This window comes from Phenylobacterium sp., from assembly GCF_013822795.1.
In the GTDB taxonomy this organism is placed as follows: domain Bacteria; phylum Pseudomonadota; class Alphaproteobacteria; order Caulobacterales; family Caulobacteraceae; genus Phenylobacterium.
Genome location: NZ_PNLB01000005.1, coordinates 140,090 through 157,237 on the forward strand (window position 1 = coordinate 140,090; position 17,148 = coordinate 157,237).

Genomic DNA, 17,148 nt, shown 5'->3' on the forward strand with positions numbered 1-17,148 from the left:
CATGCCCGCTGCCGAAACCCCCGATATCCTGCCGCGTCCTGATTTCCATTTCACCGGCCAGGTCGGCCGGACCTACAAGGACTCCGATCCCGCCCAGTTCCCGCAGCCGGTCGCCGCCCCGAAGGGCGCGCCGAACATCGTGCTGATCCTGCTGGACGACGTCGGCTTCGGACAGTTCTCGACCTTCGGGGGCGGCGTGCCGTCGCCGACCATGGACCGGTTGGCCCAGGAGGGCCTGCGCTTCAACCGCTTCCACACCACGGCCCTGTGCAGCCCGACGCGGGCGGCTCTGATCACCGGGCGCAACCACCACTCGACCTCGTTCGCGGGGATCACCGAAGCGGCGACCGGCTATGACGGCTATTGCTGCGTGCTGCCGAAGAACTGCGGCACGGTCGGCGAAGTGCTGCGCCAGAACGGCTATATGACCGCCTGGATCGGCAAGAACCACAACACCCCGACCTGGGAGACCAGCGCCGCCGGGCCGTTCGACCGCTGGGCCAACGGGCTGGGGTTCGACTATTTCTACGGCTTCAACGCCGGCGACATGAACCACTGGAACCCGCTGCTGTTCGAGAACCGCGACCTGGTTCCGGCCTCGGACGATCCCGACTACCACCTGACCGAGGACCTGGCCGACAAGGCGGTCGCCTGGGTGCGCAAGGTCAAGAGCATCGCGCCGGACCGTCCCTACTTCCTCTATGTGGCGCCGGGCGCGACCCACGCCCCGCACCAGGCGCCACAGTCCTGGATCGACCAGTTCAAGGGCAAGTTCGACATGGGCTGGGACGCCTATCGCGAGCAGGCCCTGGAGCGGCAGAAGAAGCTGGGCGTGGTTCCCAAGGACACCAAGCTGACCACGCGGTCCAAGGGGCTGCCGGCCTGGGACAGCCTCAACGCCGACCAGAAGCGGCTCTATGCGCGGATGATGGAGGTGTTCGCCGCCTACGGCGCCCAGGTCGACGCGGCCATGGGGCGGGTGATCGATGCGGTGAAGGACCTGCCCGACGCCGACAACACGATGATCATCTACATCGCCGGCGACAACGGCTCGAGCGCCGAGGGCGGGCTGGAGGGCTCGCTGAACGAGAACCTGTTCTTCAACGGCATCATCGAGAAGTGGCAGGACAATCTGAAGGTCATCGACGAGCTGGGCGGGCCCAAGCACTTCAACCACTTCCCGTCGGCCTGGGCGCACGCGATGAACGCGCCGTTCCAGTGGACCAAGCAGGTGGCCAGCCATTTCGGCGGCACGCGCAACCCGATGATCATCAGCTGGCCCGACGGCATCGCCGACAAGGGCGGGCTGCGCGACCAGTTCCTGCACGTCATCGACATCGTGCCGACGATCTACGAGCTGTGCGGGATCACCGCGCCGCGGGAGCTGAACGGCGTGCCACAGAAGCCGGTCGAGGGGATCAGCTTCGCCTTCACGTTCGACGACGCCAAGGCGGCCAGCCGGCGGCGGACCCAATACTTCGAACTGGCCTGCAACCGCGGGCTCTATCACGACGGCTGGATGGCCTCGTCGCCCTCGTTCATTCCCTGGGATCCGAACCGCGACGAGAACTGGGACCCCGACAAGGCGGTCTGGGAGCTCTACAAGGTCGACGAGGACTTTTCGCAGGCCAACGACCTGGCCAAGGACAACCCGGTCAAGCTGCGCGAGCTGCAGGACCTCTGGTGGGCGGAGGCCTCGAAGTACAGCGTGCTGCCGATCGACTGGCGCGGCACCATCCGCTTCAACGCCGAGGCGATGGGCCGGCCGAGCATGATCGGCGACCGCACGGCGGCGACCTATTACGAGGGCATGGTCGCGCTGCCGGACGCGGCCTGCCTGCCGATGCTCAACAAGTCGTGGAAGATCACCGCCGAGGTCGAGCTGCCCGACGACGAGGCGCAAGGCATGATCATCACCCAGGGCGGATCGGAGGGCGGCTACGGGCTCTATCTGCGCGATGGCAAGCCGGTGTTCGTCTACAACTTCCTGGGCGTCGAGCGGCCGACCTTCGCCGCCGACAAGCCGCTGCCGAAGGGCAAGGCGACCATCGTCGTCGACTTCGCCTATGACGGCGGCGGCATGGGCAAGGGCGGCACGATCACCGTCAGCGCCAACGGCGCCAAGGTCGCCGGCGGGCGGCTGGAACGGACCGTGCCGATCCAGTTCTCGATCGGCGAGGGCCTGGACGTCGGCATGGACAACGGTTCGGCCGTCGATTTCACCTACAAGATGCCGTTCAAGTTCACCGGCAAGATCAACAAGGTGACGGTCGATGTCGGGATCGGGGCCAAGGGCGAGGCCGCCAAGGCCAAGCTGGCGGCGGACATGAGCAAGCAGTAGCCGGGCGGCCGCGGCGGCCCTCTTGCGCCGCCGCGGCGTCAACCGCTTAGCCTGACTTTCCGCTCTGGGAGGAAGCCATGGCCTATCAGCACATCACCAGTGACTTGAAGGACGGTGTTCTCGAAGTCGTCCTCAACCGACCCGACAAGCTCAACGCCTATACCGCGATCATGGGCGAGGAACTCGCCGATGCGTTTCGCCGTGCCGACGCCGACGATGAGGTCCGCGTGGTGCTGGTGACCGGCGCTGGCCGCGCGTTCTGCGCCGGGGCCGACATCTCGGCGGGCGCCGACGCCTTCGACACCACCTCGGCGGCCGGGTCGGCGTCATTCGGCGACGTCAGCAAGGGGCCGCGGCAGGGAAGCGGCGGCGGCTTCGTCGAGGCGATCTACGAATGCCGCAAGCCCTCGATCGCCGCGTTCAACGGCGCGGCGGTGGGGGTGGGACTGACCCTGACCCTGCCGATGGACATCCGCATCGCCGCCGAGGGCGCCCGGTTCGGCTTCGTGTTCGCGCGGCGCGGCCTGGTGCCGGAGGCGGGCAGCGCCTGGTTCCTGCCGCGGCTGGTGGGTCTGCCGCAGGCGCTGCGCTGGTGCCTGGACGGGGCGCTGTTCCCGGCCAGCGAGGCGCTGGCCGGCGGGCTGGTCAGCGAGGTGGTTTCGGCCGAGGAGCTGTTGCCGCGGGCCCGGGCCATCGCCCGCTCGATCGCCGACAACACCGCGCCGGTGTCGGTGGCCCTGACCCGGCAGATGCTGTGGCGGCTGTCGCAGGCCGATTCCCCCGCCGAGGTGCTGAAGATCGACGGGCGGATGGCCATGACCCTGGGGGCCGGCGGCGACGTCAAGGAAGGCGTGGCCGCATTCCTCGAGAAGCGGCCGCCGAACTTCCCGGGCAAGGTCTCGGCCGACATGCCGCGCGGCTATCCGTGGTGGGGCGAGTAGGGCGCTCTCGACGGGGCGAGGGTCGCAGGCTAGGCCAGAGGCAGGAGGACTTCCTTGCCCAGCGACACCAGCCCCGCCACGCGCCGGCCCCGGCCCGGCGGCCGCACCGAGCGGCACACCCAGGCGATCTACGACGCGGTGCTGCGGCTGCTGGAGCAGTCGGGCTACGGCGCGCTGACCTTCAACGACGTGGCCGAGGCGGCCGGGGTCGCGCGTTCTACGCTCTACCGGCGCTGGCCGGGCCGGGCTGAACTGGTGCTGGACGCCATCGGGGTCTCGCTGACCGAACAGATCGTCGCGCCGGACACCGGATCGCTGCGCGAGGACATGCGCGGCACCCTGCGCCAGATCGGGGCCTACATCTCCACGCCGCTGGGCGTTGCGGCGCTGACCGCCAGCCTGGAGATCGGCACGGGGACCGGCGAGCGGCTGGAGCGCTGGCGCACGCGGCTGTCGGCGTTTGACGTGATGTTCGACCGGGCGATCGCGCGCGGTGAGATCGCCGAGGATCTGGACCGCGCGGCGGCCTTCGCGATCGCGGCGGGGGCGATCCACTTCCGGCTGATCTTCACGGGCGAGGCGATCGACGAGGCTTGGGTGGAGCGGGTGATCGCCCTGTGGTCGGGGCTGCTCACTCCAAGCTAACGCAACAAGTGTTGCATTAGTGAAAATGCGGCGATAGCCTCGGGGCCAATTGGTCCTTGGGAGGGACGCCGCCATGTCGAACGAACGCGTGATCATCCTGGGCGCGGGCCCGGTCGGGCTGGGCGCCGCGCTGGAGCTGGCGCGCTTCGGCGTGCGCAGCGTGGTGATCGAGAAGCACGCCGGCACGTCGTTCCATCCGAAGACCCGCAACTTCAACACCCGCACCATGGAGATCGCCCGCGGCTGGGGCCGCGGCGTCTATGAGCGGCTGCGCAGCATCGACACGCCGGACGGCTGGAAGAGCCCGATCCGCTTCCTGGCCTCGGCGGTCGGCGAGGAGTTCGGCAAGATCGAGTCGAAGGGCTTCGAGGGGCCGGGACCGCAGGTCAGCCCGGCGCTGCCGGTGATGTCGTCGCAGGAGCTGATCGAGGAGATCATGCTGGACGCGGCGCGGGCCAGCGGCCTGGTCGAGGTGCGCTTCCGCACGGAGGCGACGCGGCTGGTGCGCGGAGGCGGCGAGGGCGACCAGGACGCCGCACTCGAAGTGCGCGACCTGGCGAGCGGCGCGGTCGAGGTGCTGAGCGGCCCGGCGCTGGTGGCCGCCGATGGGGCCGGCAGTCTGATCCGTGACGAATTGGGCCTGGCGCTGGAGGGCGTGCAGGCGCTGTCGCACCTGGTGAACTGCTACTTCCGGGCCGACATCGAGCCGCACCTGAACGGTCGCCACGGGGTGCTGCTGTTCGTTTCGAACGCGCAGGCGCGCGGCGTGCTGCAGCCGCTGGACGCGGCGGGCCGGTGGCTGTGCCAGATCAATGTCGAGGAAAAGGACTGGACGCCGGAGGTGTTCACCGCCGAGCGGGCGCGGGCCTGGGTGCAGGCGGCGGCCGGCGTCGCGGACCTGGACGTCGAGGTGCTGTCGATCGGGTTCTGGAAGCTGAACGCGACGGTGGTCGAGCGGCTGGTCCAGGGCCGGGTGGTGATGTGCGGCGACGCCGCGCACCAGTTCCCGCCGACCGGCGGGCTGGGGGTCAACACCGGTCTGCAGGGCATGCACAACGCCATGTGGAAGCTGGCCGCCTTCGTGAACGGCCAGGCCGGCTGGGGCCTGGTCGAGACCTATGACGGCGAGCGGCGGTCGGTCGCTCAGCAGATCACCGGCCAGTCGCTGGAGAACTCCAAGAACGTCGGCCGCATCCAGGCTGCGGCGGTGTCGGGGGGCGAAAGCGGCCTGAGCGCTGAGGACGTGGTGACCACGTCGCGGCGCTACGGCAACCACCTGGGGGTCGAGTTCGGGGCGTTCTACCGCTCCCCGGCGGTGGTGTCGGACGGGGCGGAGCCGCCGCCGGTCGCCGATCCGTACTCGGATTATGTGCAGACCGCCGCGCCGGGCTGCCGCGCGCCGCACGTCTGGCTGGGGCAGGCGCAGGCGAAGCTGTCGACCCTGGACCTGCTGGGGCCGGGCTTCACCCTGCTGGCCGCGCCGCAGGGTGAAGCTTGGCGCGGGCAGGCGCTGGCGGCTGGTGACGCGCTGGGCGTGCAGGTCGACGCCTACCGGATCGGCGCGGCGGGGCTGGCCGACCTCGGCGGGTTCGCGCAGGCCTACGGGATCGGCGAGGCCGGCGCCGTGCTGGTCCGGCCCGACGGCCACGTGGCCTGGCGCGCGCAGAGCGCACCGGACGACGGCCAGACGTTGGCCGGCGTCCTGACGCAAATTCTGGCGCGCTAGGCCGCCTTCAGCGGGGCCGGGCCGACATAGACCGACTGTGGGCGGATCAGGCGGCCGCCGGCCACCTGTTCGCGGGCGTGGGCGATCCAGCCGGCGACGCGGCCCATGGCGAAGACGCAGGTGAAGGCGTTGGGCGGGAAGTCGAGGGCCTCGAGCAGCAGGGCGGTGTAGAACTCGACATTGGTGTCCAGCGGCCGGTTCGGCTTGTGCTCCTTGAGGATCGCCAGGGCCGCGGCCTCGACGGCTTCGGCGAAGGCGATGCGGCCGGGGCGGGCGTTGGAGCCGTCGTCGAGCCGGCGGACGGCGGCCTTCAGGGCGTCGGCTCGCGGATCGCGCACGCGGTAGACGCGGTGGCCAAAGCCCATCAACCGGTCGCCGCGGGCCAGGGCCTGTTCGATCCAGGCGCGGGCGTTCTGCGGCTCGCCGATCTCATCCAGCATCTCGATCACCGGACCGGGCGCGCCGCCGTGCAGCGGGCCCTTCAGGGCGCTGATCCCGCCGAGCACGGCCGAGGTCAGGCCGGCGCGGGTCGAGGCGATCACCCGGGCGGCGAAGGTCGAGGCGTTGAGGCCGTGGTCGCTGACCGTGACCAGATAGGTGTCGAGGGCGTCGGACTGGGCCTTAGCCGGGACCTGGCCGGAGATCATCCGCAGGGCGTCGGCGGCGTGGCCGAGCGACGGATCGGGAGCGACTGGGGCCTGGCCCTGATGGGCGCGGACCACGGCGGCGGTGAACACGGCGGGCGCTGCGATCAGGCGCAGGGCGGTCGCCAGGTCGTCGCCGTCGGCCAGCCGCGCGGTCAGGGCGCGCATCGCCTCGACCGGGGTGAGGTCGAGCAGGCCCGGATCGAGGGCGGCGACCTCGGAAAACACCTCGGCGCGGGCCGCGCCCAAGGCCGGGGCGAGGTCGGCCGGCAGATCGTCGAAGAACCCGTCGAACAGGGTGCGGACCAGGTCCTCGAAGCGGGTGGCCCCGGCCAGTTCGTCGAGGGAGTGGCCGCGGATGATCAGCACGCCGCGCTGGCCGTCGACTTCCGACATCACGGTGTTGGCGGCGACGACGTCTTCAAGACCGTCGGACATGGAAAGAACTCCTCTTGCTTGCCGCGATATTTGCCCGCAAGCTGGAGTCGTCAATCTTGATCAATATAATCAACATATGAGCGCATCGTCCCCCGCCAGACCGCCCGAATGGATCGTCGCCGACGAGGCGCGCGCCCGGCTGGGGGTGCGGCCGCAGACGCTGTACGCCTATGTCAGCCGCGGGCGGGTGCAGGTGCGGCCCGACCCGCACGATCCGCGCCGCAGCCTCTATCGGGTCGCCGACATCGCCGCCCTGACCGACCGCAAGGGCCGCAGCCGCAAGGTCGCCGAGGTGGCGGCGGGCGCGATCTCGTGGGGCGAGCCGGTGCTGACCTCGGCGATCACCACGATCTCCGGCGGGCGGCTGTTCTATCGCGGACGCGACGCCGCCGAGCTGGCGCAGACCGAGACGCTGGAGTCGGTGGCGCGGCTGCTGCGCGGCGGCCACGGCGCGGCGCTGAAGCGGACGGACCGGCCGCCGCCGCCGGCCGGCGAGGACATGCGCTCGCGCGCGTTCCTGGCGCTGGCGGCGCGGGCCGGCCAGGACCTGCCGGCCCGCGGGCGCAATCCGCTGGCGCTGGCGGTCGAGGCCGCGACCTTGCTCGACGTGTTGACCGACGCCGTCGCCGGCCAGTTGGGCGGCGGGGCGATCGCCGGGCGGCTGGCGCTGGCCTGGGGCCAGGGACCGGGCGGGCCGGGCGCGGACCTGATCCGCCGCGCGCTGGTGCTGTTGGCCGATCACGAGCTGAACGCCTCGACCTTTGCCGCCCGGGTGGCGGCCTCGACCGGCGCCTCGCTGGCGGCCTGCGCGCTGGCCGGGATGGCGGCGCTGTCGGGACCGCGGCACGGCGGGGCGGCGGCGGCGGTGCAGAGCCTGGCGCGCGAGGCCGGCGAGATCGGCGCGCGGGCGGCGGTGAGCGCGCGGCTGGCCGAGGACCGGCACATCCCCGGCTTCGGGCACAATCTCTACCCCGACGGCGACCCGAGGGCCGCGGCGCTGCTGGAGCGGTTCGAGCCCGACCCCGAGATGGCCAAGCTGCAGGCGACGATCAGCGCGATGACCGGCCTGGCGCCCAACGTCGACTTCGCGCTGGTGGCGATGTCGCGGGCGCTGAAGCTGCCGACCGACGCGCCGTTCGCGCTGTTCGCCGTCGCCCGCTGCGCCGGCTGGATCGCCCATGCCATCGAACAAGGCCAGGGCGGCGGCGTTATCCGCCCGCGGGCCCGCTATGTCGGGGTGGAGGCGGGCTGAGGCCGGAGAGCGTGATGGAAGCTGGCGTGAGGCGATTGTTCGATCGGTACGAGCGCTTCTTCATGCGCGCCCTGGGCGGGGATCTCGACGAAAGCGAGGCCGCCGGCCTTTACGCCGCGGAGTTCATCGCCGCGACGCCCGCGGGCGTGATGAGCGGCAAGAACGACGACGCCTTCGTGGCGGCCATGGCCAAGGGCTACGAACGCTATCGGGCGATCGGGACCAAGGCGATGACGGTCCGGGCGGTGCGGGTGTCGCCGATCGACGAGGTGCATTGCGTGGCCCATGTCGCCTGGACGGCGACCTATGCCCGGGAGGGGAGGGAGGACGTCGCCATCGACTTCGAGGTCCACTATCTGGTCCAGGCGCTGGACGGGGAGCCGAAGGTGTTCGGCTGGGTGTCGGGCGACGAAGAAGCGCTGCTGAAGCAGCATGGGGTGGGGTAGCTCCAGCGTCGGATTCAGGCCGCTGACCGATGGCGGGCCCGGCTTGCGGCTGGGACCTTCGCTCCAGGCTGAGGAGCGGTGGAGATGGGCGCGACCCTGTTGGGCTGGCTGCTGCTGACGGCGGTGCTCGTGCTGGCGGCGGAGCTGGGCTACCGGCTGCACAGTCGATCGCTGAGCCGCGAGCGGGGCAAGGACGAGTCCGAGACGGGCGAGGCGGGCTCGGGCTCGGGCTATGTGCTGAGCGCGGCGCTGGGGCTGATGGGGCTGCTGATCGCCTTCGTGTTCAGCATGGCCAACGACCGCTATGTCGAGCGCCGCCAGCTGGTGCTCGCCGAGGCCAACGCCATCTCGACAGCGGTCCTGCGCTATCAGCTGATGCCCGAGCCGCATCGCAGCGAGCTGCTGCGGACCATGGCGCAGTACGTGAAGGTGCGGCTGGCGTTCTACGACCTCGGGGCCGACATGGAGCGGGTCGACGAGGCCGAGGCGCGGGCGGAGGCGATGCAGGCCAAGATCTGGCGGGAGGTCAATGCGGCGGTCCGTACGCCGCAGGGCGCGCCGTACGCCATGGGCGTGATGATGCCGACCAACGACATGTTCAACCTGGAGACTTCCCGGCGCGCGGCGTTGGAGGAGCGGGTGCCGCCCAGGGCGCTGCACGTGCTGGTCATCTTCGCGGTGGTGACTGCGGCGATCATGGGCCACGGGCTGGCGCACGGGCGACGACGACACCTGGTGTCGACCTGCGGCCTCTTCGTGCTGGTGGCGCTGGCGATCAGCCTGATCATCGATCTCGACAATCCGCGCGTCGGCAGCGTGCGGGTGCCGCAGACCCCGATGGAGAACGTCGCCCGGGATGTCGAGGCACTGGCGGCGGCGCCGTCCCCCTCACCCTAGCCCTCTCCCCCAAGGGGGCGAGGGGACGAGATGTACGGTCCGCCCGGTTTGTTCCTCCCCTCCAGCGGTCCCGCTGACCTGTTCCCTCTCCCCTCGGGGAGAGGGTTAGGCGCTTGCACCGTCACGAACTCGATGCGAACGTATGGGGAACATGAATATCCCCTCGCCCCCTTGGGGGAGAGGGTTAGGGTGAGGGGGCGCCGATGCCGCGCAACGCCTCGACGGCGAAAGCACGATCGCTACGTGCCACCCAAACCAATGCCGAGGGCTACCTCTGGGCGTCGTTGCGCAATCGCCAGCTCGGCGGTTGGAAGTGGCGGCGTCAGGTCGGCGTCGGCCCCTTCATCGTCGATTTTCTTTGCATTGAGGCCGGGCTGGTGATCGAGCTCGACGGCGGCGGCCATGCCGAGCGGCTTGAGCAGGACGCGCTGCGAACGGCCATGCTCGGAGCGCACGGCCTGCGCGTCATCCGCTTCTGGAACCACGGTGTATTCGAGAGCCGCGAAGGCGTCTGCGATGCGATCCTCGCCGCGTGCGGCGGGGAGCGCTCCCCTCACCCTACCCTCTCCCCAGAGGGGAGAGGGAAAAGACCGAGCCGCCTTCACGACACGTCCCTCTCCCGGCGGGGAGAGGGTAGGGTGAGGAGGCGGCGCTAAGCCCGGTGATGCACCGCCTCTTCCTCGGCCAGCGGCTTGTCGAGGCGGTGGACCATTTCCTTGGGCACGACCTGCCAGAACTTGCCCAGATGGCGGTCCCAGTCGCGCAGGATCGTGTCGGCCAGGACCGAGCCGGTTTCGCGGGCGTGCTCCTCGACCAGGGCCTTGAGCTCGGCTTCCCAATGACGCGTCCCGATCCGTTCGACCAGGACGCTGTCGCGGTTGAGCATGGTCAGGAAGCGGTCGTCGAGGTCGAGCACATAGGCCATGCCGCCGGTCATGCCGGCCGCGAAGTTGAAGCCGACCGGGCCCAGCACCACGGCGACGCCGCCGGTCATGTACTCCAGGCCGTTAGTCCCGCAGCCCTCGACGACGGTGACGGCGCCGGAGTTGCGGACCCCGAAGCGCTCGCCGGCCAGGCCGGCGGCGAACAGGCGGCCGCTGGTGGCGCCGTAGAGCACGGTGTTGCCGATGATGGCGTTGGTCTCGGCGGCCGTCAGCTGCGGCGCGGGGCGGATGACCAGGGTCGCGCCGGACAGGCCCTTGCCGACATAGTCGTTGGCCTCGCCGGTGAGTTCGACCCGCAGGCCCTGGACGGCGAAGGCGCCGAGGCTCTGGCCGGCCGAGCCCTTGAGCTGGACGGTCAGGTGGCCGGGCGGCAGGCCTTCCATGCCGAACTTGCGGACGATGTGCGAGGAGGTGCGCGAGCCGATCGCCCGGGCGGTGTTCCGCACGGTGTAGGTCAGCTGCATCTTCTCGCCGCGCTCGAGCAGCGGGGCGGCGTCGCGGACGATCTGGGCGTCGAGGGTGTCGGGCACCTCGTTGCGGCCGAGGGTCGTGCAGAACGGCGCGTGCGGGCCGGGGTCGGCGCGGACCAGCAGCGGGTTGAGGTCGAGGTCGTCGAGGTGTTCGCCGCCGCGGGAGACCTGCTGCAGCAGGTCCGTGCGGCCGACGATCTCGTTGAGGCTGCGGAAGCCGAGGCCGGCCAGGATCTCGCGCACCTCCTCGGCGATGAAGGTGAAGAGATTGATGACCTTCTCCGGGCTGCCGGAGAACTTGTCGCGCAGGGCCTGGTCCTGGGTGCAGACCCCCACCGGGCAGGTGTTGGAATGGCACTGGCGGACCATGATGCAGCCCATGGCGATCAGGCTGGCCGTGCCGATGCCGAACTCCTCGGCGCCGAGCATGGCGGCGATGACCACGTCGCGGCCGGTGCGCATGCCGCCGTCTGCCCGCAGCCGCACGGAGTGGCGCAGGTTGTTCAGGGTCAGGACCTGGTTGGCCTCGGACAGGCCCATCTCCCACGGACCACCGGCGTACTTGATCGAGGTCTGCGGCGAGGCGCCGGTGCCGCCGACATTGCCGGAGATCAGGATGACGTCCGCTTTCGCCTTGGCGACGCCGGCGGCGATGGCGCCGATGCCGGTCATGGCCACCAGCTTCACGCAGACCCGGGCTTCCGGGTTGATCTGCTTGAGGTCGTAGATGAGCTGAGCCAGGTCCTCGATCGAATAGATGTCGTGGTGCGGCGGCGGGCTGATCAGCATCACGCCGGGCGTCGAGTGGCGCAGCTTGGCGATCAGCTCGGTGACCTTGAAGCCGGGCAGCTGGCCGCCTTCGCCGGGCTTGGCGCCCTGGCTGACCTTGATCTCGATCTCGCGGCACTCGTTGAGGTACTGGGCGGTGACGCCGAAGCGGCCCGAGGCGATCTGCTTGACCGCCGAGTTCGGGTTGTCGCCGTTGGGCAGCGGCTTGTAGCGGGCCGGGTCCTCGCCGCCTTCGCCGGACACCGACTTCGCGCCGATCCGGTTCATGGCGATGTTGAGCACGCCGTGGGCCTCGGGGCTGAGCGCGCCCATGCTCATGCCAGGCGTCAGGAAGCGCTTGCGGATCTCGTTGACGCTCTCGACCTCGTCGAGGCTGACCGCGCGCTCGGGCGAGCGTAGGTCGAGCAGGTCGCGCAGCTGGATGGTCGGCATCCGCCGCATGCCCTCCGAGAAGGTCTTGTAGGCGGCGTAGTTGCCGGTGTCGCAGGCGCGCTGCAGGGCGTGGATCATCCGCGCTTCGAAGGCGTGGGCCTCGCCGGCGCGGCGGGCCTTGTAGAAGCCGCCGACCGGCAGGGTGATGGCCGCGGCGTCCCAGGCCTTGCGATGCAGTTCCAGGGCCTTGGCCTCGATGCCGGCCAGGCCGATGCCGGAGATGCGCGAGGGCATGCCGGGGAAGAACTCGGCGACCAGGGCGCGCGACAGGCCGAGCGCCTCGAAGTTGTAGCCGCCGCGATAGGACGAGATCACCGCGATGCCCATCTTGGCGATGATCTTCAGCAGCCCGCCCTCGATGGCGTGCTTGTAGTTGAGGCAGAGGTCGCGCAGCGACAGCTCGCCGGTCAGGCCGCGGTCGAGCCGGTCCTGGAAGCTTTCCTGGGCCAGGTAGGCGTTGACCGCCGTCGCCCCGACCCCGACCAGCACCGCGAAATAGTGGGTGTCGAGGCACTCGGCCGAGCGGACGATGATCGAGACGTAGGAGCGCAGGCCCTTGGCGACCAGCGAGGAGTGCACCCCGCCGGTGGCCAGGATCATCGGGAGGGCGACGCGGTCAGGGCCCGTGGCCTCGTCGGAGAGCACGATGGTGGCGCAGCCGCGCAGGGCAGCGTCCTCGGCCTCGGCGCGAATGCGGTCGAGGTTGGCGCGCAGGGCGTCGCCGTCGCGGCTCTCGGGGGCCGGCAGCGGCATGGTGCAGTCGATCACCGCGACGTTCTTCTCGCCGATGAACTGGGCGATGCGCTGGTACATGCCGGTGGTCAGCACCGGGCTCTCCAGCACGAAGACGTCGGTCTGGGCCTCGTCCTGGGCCAGGATGTTGCCGAGGTTCTTGAAGCGGGTCTTCAGGCTCATCACCGAGGTCTCGCGCAGCGAGTCGATCGGCGGGTTGGTCACCTGGCTGAAGTTCTGGCGGAAGAAGTGCGACAGCGGCCGGTACTGGTCGCTGAGCACGGCGAGCGGCGCGTCGTCGCCCATCGAGCCGACGGCTTCCTTGGCGTCCTCGACCATCGGCGCGAGGATCAGTTCGAGGTCCTCGAGGCTCATGCCGGCGGCGACCTGGCGGCGGATCAGCTCCTCGCGCGAATAGGCCCGCGGCTCGGGGCCGGGGGCGATCTCGTTCTCGAGGTCGACCATGTTGCCGAGCCACTGGTCGTAGGGGTGGCGGACGGCGAGTTCGTCGATGATCTCGTCCTCGCCGTAGAGGCGGCCCTCGGCCAGGTCGACGGCGATCATCCGGCCGGCGGAGATGTGGGTCTTGCGGACGATCCGCGACTCTTCCACCCGGCACATGCCGGCCTCCGAACCCATGATCAGCAGGCCGTCGTCGGTATAGGCCACGCGCAGCGGGCGCAGGCCGTTGCGGTCCTTGCCGGCCACCACCCAGCGGCCGTCGCTGGCGCAGATCGCGGCCGGGCCGTCCCACGGCTCCATCACCGAGTTGCAGTAGGCGTAGAGCGCCTTATGGGCCGGCTTGATCTGTTCGTCCGAGCGGGCGTTCCAGGCCTCGGGCATCAGCAGGGCCTTGGCCATCGGCGCGTCGCGGCCGGCGCGGACCAGCACCTCGAAGGTGTTGTCGAGCGCCATGGAGTCCGAGCCGTGCGGGTCCTGGATGACCGGCTTCACGTCGTCGCCCATCTCGCCGAAGGCGTCGGCCGCCATCCGGATCTCGTGCGACTTCATCCAGTTGACGTTGCCCTTCTTGGTGTTGATCTCGCCGTTGTGGGCGAGCATCCGGAACGGCTGGGCCAGGCGCCATTCGGGGAAGGTGTTGGTCGAGTAGCGCTGGTGGAAGATCGCCACCGCGGCGGCGAAGCGTTCGTCGCGCAGGTCGGGATAGAACTCGTCGATGTGCTGGGCGAGGAACATGCCCTTGTAGATCAGCTGCCGGGCCGAGAAAGAGCACAGGTAGAAGTGCTGGATGCCGGCGGCGGCGACCCGCTTTTCGATGCGCTTGCGGCACAGGAACAGGGCGCGCTCCAGCGCCTCGCCGGTCAGGCCGGCGGGCGGCGAGAGCATGATCTGCTCGATCTCGGGGCGGGTGGCGTTGGCCTTCTCGCCGATCACCGAGGTGTCGACCGGCACCTGACGCCAGCCGTAGATGTAGAACCCGAAGCGCAGGGCCTCGGCCTCGACGATGGTCCGGGCCGCTTCCTGATTGCCAAGGTCATTGCGCGGCAGGAACACCTGGCCGACGGCGATGGGACCGGGGCGCAGGACGTGGCCGATGCGGGTCACCTGGTCGGCGAAGAAGTCCTGCGGCACGCTCAGCAACACGCCGGCGCCGTCGCCGGTCTTGCCGTCGGCGTCGACCGCGCCGCGGTGCCAGACGCTCTTCAGGGCGGTGATGGCCAACTCGACCACCTCGCGGCGCGGCTTGCCGTCGAGGGCGCAGACCAGCCCGACGCCGCAGGCGTCGCGCTCGTCGGCCGGGGCGTAGGCGTGGGCGGCGGTCAGGGCGGCGCGGTTGGCCGCATACCGATCCAGCTCACCGCTCACCCCGGCGAAAGCCGGGGCCCAAGCCGAGGTCTGGTTCAGCGTGGCGTGCGGGGCTTCGAGACCGCTTGGGTCCCGGCTTTCGCCAGGATGAGCGGGGAAGGGGTGGTCGCTCATCTGAGTCACTCCGCGGCCAGCAGCGCGCGCTGCGAGAGGTATTGGTGGATGGCGTCGGCGGCGTCGCGGCCGTCGCGGATGGCCCAGACCACCAGCGAGGCGCCGCGGACGATGTCGCCAGCGGCGAAGACGCCGGGCAGGCTGGTCGCCTGGGTCTTGAAGTCGGCCTTCAGCGTTCCCCAGCGCGAGACCGCCAGGTCGGGGGCCGAGAACAGGTTCGGCAGGTCCTCGGGATCAAAGCCGAGCGCCTTGATCACCAGGCCGGCCGGCAGGTCGAAGTCGCCGCCCTCGACCTCTTCGGGGGCCTGGCGCCCGGTGGAGTCGGGCGGGCCGAGCCGCATGCGGGCGGCGCGCAGGCCGTCGGCGTGGCCGGCGTCGCCGAGCACGGCGCGCGGCGCGGCCAGCCATTCGAACACCACGCCTTCCTCCTCGGCGTGGGCGACCTCGCGGGCCGAGCCGGGCATGTTGGCGCGGTCGCGGCGATAGAGGCAGGTCACCGACTTCGCGCCCTGGCGCACCGCGGTGCGCACGCAGTCCATGGCGGTGTCGCCGCCGCCGACGACCACGACGTCGCGGCCGGCGGCGTTGAGCTCGCCGCTGTCGTAGGCCGGGACGCTGTCGCCGAGGCCGACGCGGTTGGAGGCGATCAGGTAGTCGAGCGCCGGGGCGACCCCGGCCGAGCCGGAGCCCGGGGCGATCAGCTCGCGGGCCGCATAGACACCGGTGGCGATGAGAATGGAGTCGTGGCGGGCGCGCAGCTCGTCCAGGCTGGCGTCGCGGCCGACCTCGAAGGCGAGCTGGAAGACGACCCCGCCCTCGGCGAGGCGCTGGGTGCGGCGCTCGACGACCTCCTTTTCCAGCTTGAAGCCGGGGATGCCGTAGATCAGCAGGCCGCCGGCGCGGTCGTGGCGGTCATAGACCGTGACGTCATAGCCGGCTTCGCGCAGCCGCTCGGCGGCGGCGAGCCCCGCGGGGCCGGCGCCGATGATCCCGACCGACTGGCCGCGGGCGGGGCCGGCGCGCAAGGGTGCGACCCAGCCTTCCTCCCAGGCCTTATCGGTCAGGTAGCGTTCGACCGCCCCGATGGTGACGGTGCCGTGGCCCGACTGCTCGATGGTGCAGGAGCCTTCGCACAGGCGGTCCTGCGGGCAGATGCGGCCGCAGATCTCAGGCATCGAGTTGGTCGCCTGGCTGAGGGCGTAGGCTTCCTCCAGCCGGCCCTCGGCGGTCATCCGCAGCCAGTCGGGGATGTTGTTGTGCAGCGGGCAGTGGGTTTGACAGAACGGAATGCCGCATTGCGAGCAGCGGGAGGCCTGCTCGGCCGCCTTGGCGTCGATGAAGTCGGCGTAGATCTCGTGGAAATCGCCGGCGCGCGCCGCGGCTGCACGCTTGGCCGGCGTGGTCCGTTCGACGGTGGTGAACTTCAGCATGCGCTCGGCCATGGCCGCAAAACCTCCACACCCGGATGTCAGGTTGGCTCGGTCTGTAGCGGCGAATGCGAGCCTGTGAAAGTTGATGGTAAAATTATAAGACCAATTGAGTCGCTACATCGGCTCGCGCCTAACATTGAGTTCCGCGCGAGCTGATAAATAGTCCCAAAAATGGATGAACTGGAAATTTACCCTGTTCATCGCCCTTGATCGCTCAACCTCATTCCATGGAGTCGCCAGTGTCGGACTGGATCGCAGCCGTCATCCTCGGCCTTGTCGAAGGCCTGACGGAGTTCATTCCAGTCTCGTCGACGGGGCACCTGCTGCTGACCAAGAAGCTGCTCGGCCTGCCCAGCGGCTTCTGGGACACCTTCAGCGTCATGATCCAGCTGGGCGCGATCCTGGCGGTGGTGGTGATTTACTTCCAGCGGCTGTGGGGGGTGTTCATCCGTCTGCCCAGCGATCCGAAGGCGCGGTGGTTCGCGGCCAGCGTGCTGATCTCGGTGCTGCCGTCGATGGTCGTGGCGTTCTTCGCGCACGACTTCATCAAGACCGTGCTGTTCGAGAGCATCGGCCTGATCTGCGTCATGCTGATCGTCGGCGGGGTGATCCTGCTGCTCGTCGACCGCTGGGCCCCGACGCCCAAGGAAGACGACGCGATGAACCTGACCTGGAAGCGAGCGCTGGGCGTCGGGCTCTGTCAGTGCCTGGCCATGGTGCCGGGCGTGTCGCGCTCAGGGGCGACGATCGTCGGCGGGGTGATGATCGGCATCGATCGGCGCGCGGCGGCCGAGTTCTCGTTCTTCATGGCCATCCCGACCATGGTCGGGGCGTTCGTGCTGGATTTCTGGTCCAACAAGGACGTGCTGACCGGCGACAACCTGGGGCTCATCGCCATCGGCTTCGTGGTCAGCTTCCTCTCAGGCCTGGTCGTGGTGAAGACCATGCTCGACTTCATCAACCGCTTCGGGCTGGCGCCCTATGGCTGGTGGCGGATCGGCGCGGGCCTGGTCGGCCTGGGCGTGCTGTACTTCCACGGGGGCTGAGTCCCCGCACCAGCGCTCCGCTGTCATCCCGGTT

Annotated in this window: 12 protein-coding genes; 9 read left to right on the top strand and 3 right to left on the bottom strand. The window is 70.0% G+C overall.

From position 1 onward, the window contains the following. The first annotated feature begins 1 nt into the window (after window position 1). From C0481_RS06325 to C0481_RS06340, 4 genes are all read left to right on the top strand, one after another. Window positions 2–2,341: an arylsulfatase gene (locus tag C0481_RS06325; RefSeq protein ID WP_293401806.1), complete on the top strand. Its 2,340-nt coding sequence runs from the start codon at window positions 2–4 to the stop codon at window positions 2,339–2,341. A 77-nt stretch (window positions 2,342–2,418) separates the two neighbouring features. Next, entirely contained in the window at window positions 2,419–3,282 is an 864-nt protein-coding gene (locus C0481_RS06330) for an enoyl-CoA hydratase-related protein (RefSeq protein ID WP_293401808.1), read from the top strand. A gap of 54 nt (window positions 3,283–3,336) precedes the next feature. Next, complete coding sequence (locus C0481_RS06335; protein WP_293401810.1) at window positions 3,337–3,927, top strand: TetR/AcrR family transcriptional regulator; 591 nt, start codon at window positions 3,337–3,339, stop codon at window positions 3,925–3,927. A 73-nt stretch (window positions 3,928–4,000) separates the two neighbouring features. Continuing rightward, window positions 4,001–5,653 carry an FAD-dependent monooxygenase gene (locus tag C0481_RS06340; protein WP_293401812.1) on the top strand — a complete coding sequence of 551 codons (1,653 nt, stop codon included), beginning with the start codon at window positions 4,001–4,003 and terminating at the stop codon, window positions 5,651–5,653. Here C0481_RS06340 and C0481_RS06345 read toward each other — a convergent pair. Continuing rightward, window positions 5,650–6,735 (bottom strand): citrate synthase/methylcitrate synthase, encoded by a 1,086-nt coding sequence (locus tag C0481_RS06345; protein ID WP_293401814.1) that lies wholly within the window; start codon window positions 6,733–6,735, stop codon window positions 5,650–5,652. The two genes, C0481_RS06340 and C0481_RS06345, sit on opposite strands and share 4 nt — an antisense overlap. A 76-nt stretch (window positions 6,736–6,811) precedes the next feature. On the opposite strand from C0481_RS06345, the gene C0481_RS06350 reads away from it, so the two are divergent. The 4 genes from C0481_RS06350 (at window position 6,812) to C0481_RS21870 (ending at window position 9,986) form a co-directional block, all read left to right on the top strand. Further along, on the top strand, window positions 6,812–7,987 hold the full coding sequence (locus tag C0481_RS06350) for a citrate synthase (RefSeq protein WP_293401816.1): 1,176 nt from the start codon (window positions 6,812–6,814) through the stop codon (window positions 7,985–7,987). A gap of 14 nt (window positions 7,988–8,001) precedes the next feature. Next, window positions 8,002–8,433, top strand: coding sequence for a nuclear transport factor 2 family protein (locus tag C0481_RS06355; protein WP_293401818.1), 432 nt, complete (start codon window positions 8,002–8,004; stop codon window positions 8,431–8,433). Window positions 8,434–8,517: 84 nt separating this feature from the next. After that, the gene (locus C0481_RS06360) at window positions 8,518–9,330 is read left to right on the top strand and encodes a hypothetical protein (RefSeq protein WP_293401820.1); all 813 of its coding nucleotides are present in this window, start codon (window positions 8,518–8,520) and stop codon (window positions 9,328–9,330) included. Between the two features lie 203 nt (window positions 9,331–9,533). Continuing rightward, the gene (locus C0481_RS21870; protein ID WP_363223234.1) at window positions 9,534–9,986 is read left to right on the top strand and encodes a DUF559 domain-containing protein; all 453 of its coding nucleotides are present in this window, start codon (window positions 9,534–9,536) and stop codon (window positions 9,984–9,986) included. On the opposite strand, the gene gltB is transcribed toward C0481_RS21870, so the two are convergent. Together gltB and C0481_RS06375 are read right to left on the bottom strand one after the other, a co-directional pair. Continuing rightward, complete coding sequence (gltB, locus tag C0481_RS06370; protein ID WP_293401920.1) at window positions 9,983–14,524, bottom strand: glutamate synthase large subunit; 4,542 nt, start codon at window positions 14,522–14,524, stop codon at window positions 9,983–9,985. The two genes, C0481_RS21870 and gltB, sit on opposite strands and share 4 nt — an antisense overlap. 119 nt (window positions 14,525–14,643) lie before the next feature. Beyond that, complete coding sequence (locus C0481_RS06375) at window positions 14,644–16,080, bottom strand: NAD(P)-dependent oxidoreductase (protein ID WP_293401824.1); 1,437 nt, start codon at window positions 16,078–16,080, stop codon at window positions 14,644–14,646. Between the two features lie 227 nt (window positions 16,081–16,307). On the opposite strand from C0481_RS06375, the gene C0481_RS06380 reads away from it, so the two are divergent. Continuing rightward, window positions 16,308–17,114, top strand: coding sequence for an undecaprenyl-diphosphate phosphatase (locus tag C0481_RS06380; protein WP_293401826.1), 807 nt, complete (start codon window positions 16,308–16,310; stop codon window positions 17,112–17,114). The last annotated feature ends 34 nt before the right edge of the window (window positions 17,115–17,148 follow it).